Annotated in this window: 5 protein-coding genes; 2 read left to right on the top strand and 3 right to left on the bottom strand. The window is 61.1% G+C overall.

Features of this window, described 5'->3' with window-relative positions; all coding sequences use genetic code 11:
* The first annotated feature begins 104 nt into the window (after positions 1–104).
* Entirely contained in the window at positions 105–893 is a 789-nt protein-coding gene (locus ABVS03_RS09215) for a hypothetical protein (RefSeq protein ID WP_368018876.1), read from the top strand.
* 8 nt (positions 894–901) lie between these two features.
* Positions 902–1,675 carry an NUDIX domain-containing protein gene (locus ABVS03_RS09210; protein WP_368018875.1) on the top strand — a complete coding sequence of 258 codons (774 nt, stop codon included), beginning with the start codon at positions 902–904 and terminating at the stop codon, positions 1,673–1,675.
* On the opposite strand, the gene ABVS03_RS09205 is transcribed toward ABVS03_RS09210, so the two are convergent.
* The 3 genes from ABVS03_RS09205 to ABVS03_RS09195 form a co-directional block, all read right to left on the bottom strand.
* On the bottom strand, positions 1,672–3,507 hold the full coding sequence (locus ABVS03_RS09205; RefSeq protein WP_368018874.1) for an adenine deaminase: 1,836 nt from the start codon (positions 3,505–3,507) through the stop codon (positions 1,672–1,674). The two genes, ABVS03_RS09210 and ABVS03_RS09205, sit on opposite strands and share 4 nt — an antisense overlap.
* Positions 3,508–3,662: 155 nt before the next feature.
* Complete coding sequence (gene map / locus ABVS03_RS09200; protein WP_368018873.1) at positions 3,663–4,547, bottom strand: type I methionyl aminopeptidase; 885 nt, start codon at positions 4,545–4,547, stop codon at positions 3,663–3,665.
* Between the two features lie 171 nt (positions 4,548–4,718).
* Positions 4,719–6,329, bottom strand: coding sequence for an MFS transporter (locus tag ABVS03_RS09195; RefSeq protein ID WP_368018872.1), 1,611 nt, complete (start codon positions 6,327–6,329; stop codon positions 4,719–4,721).
* Positions 6,330–6,345: the final 16 nt, after the last annotated feature.

The raw sequence follows: 6,345 nt of genomic DNA, 5'->3' as shown, positions 1-6,345 counted from the left end.
TTTCCGACTAGCAGATTGTTACCCTCGGCAAACGTAACAGCGCCGCAAAACGCGGACCCCTTAGACTTGAACCATCAGGCAATGCACTTTCCGGAGGGCAGGCTATGGATACCATCTTCTCCTTCACGCTCCGCGGCACGAAAGCAGCCAACGAAGATGTCTTCGGCAGGGCAGGCAGCTATGCCTGGATGATCGACGGTGCGACCGATGTCTTCCCCGACCGCCATTTCGCGTCAAGCGACAGCCAGTTCCTTGCGCGTCTTGTCTCCTTCGAGCTCGCAACCCATGCAGATGAATTCCCGGCCTTTCCGGAAGACGATCCTGCCTCCCTTATGAAAGAGGCCCTCTCCTTCTGCAGCGAGCTGGCCACAGAGTTTGACCCCACTATTGAGGAAGTCCCCGCCTATACACTCCCCTCCTTTGCCTTCGTGCTCGTACAGGACAGACATGACGGCACAATCGAAGCAGCAGCCCTCTGCGACTGCCATCTCTTCATGGACACCGGCACACATTTCACCGACACACGCTTCGCCTCAATCGTCGAGCGCAACAGGCGCGCAATCGCAACGCTCGAGCATGACACGCCGGAAGCGCGGCGGAAGATCTTCCAGGACACCCGGAAGCTCATGAACCGGGAGGATGGCTACTGGGTAGGGACGCTCGACGGACAAGGCCTCGCCCATGTCGCGAGAGCGCGCATCAATGCCCCTGCCGGCACGAGGATCGCGCTTGCAAGCGACGGCTTTGTGGCAGCGCTCGAGCAGGAAGCGAAGGACAGCACCGATATCTTTGCCGCCATCCCGAAAGCGGCAGCGCACCTCGCGGCATCATGCAGCCAAAAAGATGCCTCTGAACACCGCGATGATGCCTCTGTTCTTGTGGTCGAGGTCTAGGAGCGTCCATGTTCATAGCCGCGCCGGAACACATGCGCTACGAGCTTCTGTCTTCGACCTTCTCCTCCGTCTTCACGCCGGAAGAAGAGACGATCCTTGCAGGCGAGATTGCCCAAGGGGCCTGGAACGGGAAGACCGTACGCCTCGAACGTCTCTTAAAAGAAGCCGATACGCTCACGCTCGGCCTGGCACCTTCGCGCTACTTCGACCTTCTGTCCACGAACCTGCTCGTGAGCCGCGATGTCTCAGGCTGGACGCCCGCGATGCAGGCACTTGCTGCACGCCTGAAGCAGAAGGCCGCAGCTCTGAGCCTTGCAGAAGATCCGCTCCAGATCCTTTCCTGTCCCTTTCTGGCGAATGACCTCGCTGTGAGCGTGCTTGTGCATGACGGGAAGGGAAGGTGTCTTCTTGCAGAACGGTCAGGCGCTGTCGCAATCGCGCCGAGAACGTTCTCCGTCTCCGTGACAGGAGCGCTCGACGAGCGTGACTTGGAAGCAGAAGACCCCATCCGTTCCTGCGCTGCCCGCGAATGCGCAGAGGAGCTCGGAGCCGCGATTCCTGAGGATGCCTTCCATCTGCTTGGCATCTTCATCGGCGAGCGCAAGCTCCAGCCCATAGCCCTCATTGAGGCAGTGCTTCCCTCATTCGAAGGCATCTCCCAGAACTTCGAGACAAGACGCTTCCTCATGGTGCCGAAAGAGGAGCTGGACAGCTTCTGCGGGCTGCCCATGAGCGAGGCAGCCCGCTTCCAGCTCAATCTCTTCCAGAAGAGAGAAGCCTAGCCTTCGTCCTCGACGAGGAGCGGCACGAAGCAGTAGCGGCAGCAGTCGACAAGGCCACGGTCAGTAAGCCTCAGCTCCGGTATGCAGGCAAGCGACAGCAGCCCCATTGTCATGAATGGGCTCGGCATCGTGCATCCCATCTTCTTCCAGGCGCGCTCGATGCCCGCGACATCATGCGCGACGTCCTCGACAGGAGACGTGGACATGATGCCGAAAAGGGGAAGGGCGACCTTTCCCAATATCTTCCCATCCTGGACGGCTACCTCGCCACCGCCCGAAGCGATGAGCGTGCGTGCTGCGATGGCCATATCCTTGTCCGAGTCTCCGACGACGAGCAGGTTGTGCGCATCATGGGCCACGGTCTGGGCAAGCGCGCCGTGGATGCCGAAGCCTTTCGCGAAGGCGCAGGCATGACGTCCGCCTGCGTGGTGGCGGTCGAAGACGAAGGCCTTGAGGATATCCTGTGCTGGGTCTGCCAGAAGCGCTCCGTCCCGCACGGGCACCGTGAGGTGTTCCTCTTTCGTCAGGGTCGAGCCTGCTGAGGAGGCGATGACGCGGACAAGGGCAGCTCCGTCTGCAATCGCCGTGCCATCCTTCTTCACGGCAGGAATCCGGAACGTCTCGGCCGAGATCTCGTCCGTGATATGCATCGTATGGAGGAACTCTTCTGGCCAGGCGAAGGGCTCGGGCGCAAAGAGCGCGCGTCCATCTTCTGCCACAAGATCGCCGTCGATGAAGACAAGGTGGGCATGGAAGTCCTTGAGGTCGTCGAGCACGACGATATCTGCACACTTGCCTGGCGTCACAGAGCCCAGGTCTCCTGCAAGCCCGAAGCACTGCGCCACATTGATCGTGACCATCTGGATGGCGGTGATGGGGTCGATCCCGAAGGAGACCGCCTTCCGAAGGATCCGGTCGAGATGCCCCTCCGAGACAAGCGTCTCGGGATGGGTGTCATCCGTCACGAGATTCACGAAGCGCGTATCGATCTTTCTGTCCGTCACGGCATGCGCAAGCTCTTCGAGATTGTGCCAGGCAGAGCCTTCACGCAGCTGTGCATACTGCCCGAAGCGCAGCTTTGCCAGCGCATCTTCGCGCGTGACCGACTCATGGCAGCATGAGACGCCGGAAGCGATATAGGCCTCGAGGCCCCGGTCGGTATCCCCCATCGTGTAGTGGCCTGTGACGGTCTTTCCTGCCCTGAGCGTCTCCTCGATCTCTTCGAGCGGGCCTTCTGCGCAGGAGAGCACACCAGGGTCGTTCATCATCTCGCCGAGGCCTGCCACCTCGTCGAGCTTCATCGCCTCATGGATGTCTGACGCATCGATCGTGGCCCCCGTATCCTCGAAGCCCGGTACTGCCGGCACGCAGGAACCCGGCGTCACATAGCATTTGAGGGGCACGCGCTTCGCATCCTCCATGAGAGCAGAAAGCGCGCCCATGCCGGCGACATTCATTGCCTCATGCGGGTCCCACATGATCGCAGAGGTGCCATGGGGCACGACCGCACGGGCATACTCGGCGGGGCCGACCATAGCGGACTCCACATGGATATGGCCATCCATGAAGGAAGGGGCCACGTAGGTACCGGCAAGGTCGAAGACCTTGGTCTTCTCGCCGATGCAGTGCTCTGCCGTATGCCCTTCTATCCCGATATAGGCGATGCGTCCTTGAGCGATCGCGATGTCGGCATCCTCCAGAAGCTCATGGGTCGTCACGCTCACGAGCGTGGCATGCCTCAGAACGATATCGGCCGGCTCCTTGCCCTGCGCCACCCGGATGAGCGTGGCGTGGCACTCCCAGAGAGGATGCTTCGAGAAATGGTTCAGCATGGCAGGACCCCTTTCCTGTACGCATTTCCTCCAGTCTAGCCGCGCGCTCCGGCGCTTCAAAGACCCCAGCATGCAGACGGCACGCCCGATACGGAAGAAGGCATGCAGGGAATGCCCCCGCATGCCTTCCGACGAAGCGTCCTTCGAGTCTCTGCCTACCAGGACAGAAGCTCGTAGCCATCCTCGGTCACGACGAGCTGGACTTCCCACTGGGCGGAGTCGGAGCCATCCCGCGTGCGGACGATCCAGCCGTTGCTCCGGTCCGTGCGGATGCCCGGCTTGCCGGCGTTTACCATCGGCTCGATCGTGAAGCACATGCCCGGCACGAGGATGGGGCCGGTTCCTGGATCGGAGACGAAGCTCACGAACGGATCCTCGTGGAACTCCTTGCCGATACCGTGGCCACCGTATTCCTCTATGACCGTGAACCCTGCGTCGGTGCAGACCTTGTGCACGGCTGCACCCACATCTCCCAGATGTCCCCAGGGCTTCACGGCAGCAAGGCCGGCCTTCACCGACTCATGGCAGACCTCGACCAGGCGCCTGCGCTCAGGCGAGACCTCGCCGATGCAGAACATGCGGGAGGAATCGGAGAAGTAGCCGCCCTTGATCGTGGACATGTCCACATTGATGATGTCACCATCCTGGAGCACGTCATCATTGTTCGGGAAGCCGTGGCATACGACATCGTTGATGGAGGTGCAGACGCTATAGGGGTAGCCCTCGAAATTGAGGTCGGCCGACACGGCGCCATGTGCCGAAAGATAGGACTCGACCCACTCGTTGATGTCCATCGTCGAGACGCCGGCACGGATATGCTCTCCCACATAGTCGAGCACGCCCATGTTCACGGCAGCAGAGGCCTTGATGCCCTCGATATCTCTCGGCATCTTCAAAAGCGAGCGCGGCAGCACTTCTTCGCCGTCATCGTAGAGCCGCTCCATCTTCATGTCGGATGCTTCATGGCATTTCTTGTATTTCTTCCCGCTTCCGCACCAGCAGGGATCGTTCCTGCCCGGCACCGGCTCATGATCGAACATCGGGTTTCCTCCTTCGGCCACACCATTTCATCAGCTCCACCATACTCCAAATAGGAGCGGCGCAAGGCACGGCACGGCCCCTCCCCTGAGGCTCCACTCCAAAGCCTCCGGAAAAGAGAAAGTCCGGCCCTTTCGGGCCGGACTCCATATAGACCGATCGCAAGCGGCTATCTAGGCCTTAGCTCCATCTTCGAGGTCTTGCGCATCCTTCCAGCGCTCCATCGCCTCTTCAACCGGCATGCCTGCCTCGATGGCGGCCTTGCGGGCGCCATTCACGGCCTGGATCTCCTCCATCCTCTTGCCGGTCAGCGTGTAGCCCTTCATAGCGACAAGGGTGAGCACCCAGGCAACCATCGGGATGATGCAGAAGAGCACGATCGTGAGGCCCTTCATGCCCGGCACATAGGCCGTGGTGGTATCGGGCAGATGGCTGAGGCCGACCGCCAGGAGGGCGATGCCTACCACCGTGGTCGAAAGCGAGCTCACGAGCTTGTCCACGAACGAGAAGAGCGTGCCGATCACGCCCGGCGCATAGCTGCCCGAACGGAACATCTCGTAGTCGGAGACATCGGCAATCATCGGGATGGCCATGTCTGCCGTCGAGTAGTAGGCGCCATAGCCCAGCCCATAGAGCACGATGAAGACAATCGTGTAGGCATTGAGCGTCAGGTGGAAGCCGCCCTCTGTCGAGAAGATGGAAAGAGTCAGCGCAGGATTGCCTGGCTGCCACAGCATGAGCAGCGCGCAGACGCCGAGGTACAGCACAAGCGCAAGCGACGTGAACGTGACCAGCGTCTTCTTCTGGCCCTGCTTCTGCGAGAGCTTCAGGCCGCCCAGGAAGAACGGAGCCGAGAACGCATAGCCAAGGACATACATCGGCAGGTAGAGGCCGTTGTAGTTGCCCATCATGCAGCTGTAGAGCAGGATGCCGACCGAGGTGTTCGTGGCGACGGCGAAGGCGAACTTCGTGCCGGAGGCAGCGACGATCAGGCGCTTGAGCTCATGGTTCTCGCGGAAGATCCGTACATAGTCGCGGACCTTGAGCTCGGGAGCATCTGCGCCGGTGCCGAGCCCCCAGAACTCGGGCCTGTCCTTGCCTGCGATGCCGATGACGGCCAGCGCCGTCAGGGCAGCGGAAAGGCAGATCACGAGCGGGATCACGATGTCGAAGAACTGCTCGGTCCTGAAGCCGACGACGCCGCCCACGAGCGATGCCACTGCCATGGTGACGCCCATGCCGACGAGGGAGGCGATGGTGTTGAAGAGCGTGAAGGTCGGGCGCTGCTTCGGGTCGTTCGTGAGGCAGGTCTGTCCCGCACGCGTACAGGAGGTCTGGATCGAGTAGCCGACCATGAGGAGGATGTAGAAGAACGTGTAGCCCACGTAGCGCACAGCGACATTGTCCGCCGGGATGAGCCTTGTGCCATAGAACAGGCAGAGGGACGAGACGACCATGACAAGGTTTCCGAGCACCATGAAGGGGCGGAACTTGCCGAAGCGGGTCTGGGTGCGGTCGATCAGCATGCCGACGACGGGGTCGATGAAGGCATCGAGCGCACGCGTCACCGTGACCATCGTCGTCGCGAAGGCCAGGAGCAGCCCGAGCACGCCTTCTGCATAGTAGGCGATATAGTTCATGAGGAGGACGTAGTAGACGTTCGTCGCGCCATTGTTGAACGGGAAGAGCACGAGCTGGTAGAGCTTGGCGCGGTTGAGCCCGTCTGCCCCTGTGCGCATGCTGGCGGCGTCCGTGCGTCCGTCAGTCTTGCTTGCCTGTGGCATAGGATATCTCGCTTTC

The sequence above is a fragment of the Olsenella sp. AGMB03486 genome (genome assembly GCF_040884255.1).
Classification (GTDB): domain Bacteria; phylum Actinomycetota; class Coriobacteriia; order Coriobacteriales; family Atopobiaceae; genus Olsenella_L; species Olsenella_L kribbiana.
This window is presented reverse-complemented; position numbering and strand designations above follow the sequence as displayed.

What these genes read in the sequence shown, in the direction of transcription:
- ABVS03_RS09215 (WP_368018876.1), top strand. Translation starts at nt 105, where the DNA reads ATGGATACCATCTTCTCCTTCACGCTCCGCGGCACGAAAGCAGCCAAC.
- ABVS03_RS09210 (WP_368018875.1), top strand. Translation starts at nt 902, where the DNA reads ATGTTCATAGCCGCGCCGGAACACATGCGCTACGAGCTTCTGTCTTCG.
- ABVS03_RS09205 (WP_368018874.1), bottom strand. Translation starts at nt 3,507, where the DNA reads ATGCTGAACCATTTCTCGAAGCATCCTCTCTGGGAGTGCCACGCCACG.
- map (WP_368018873.1), bottom strand. Translation starts at nt 4,547, where the DNA reads ATGTTCGATCATGAGCCGGTGCCGGGCAGGAACGATCCCTGCTGGTGC.
- ABVS03_RS09195 (WP_368018872.1), bottom strand. Translation starts at nt 6,329, where the DNA reads ATGCCACAGGCAAGCAAGACTGACGGACGCACGGACGCCGCCAGCATG.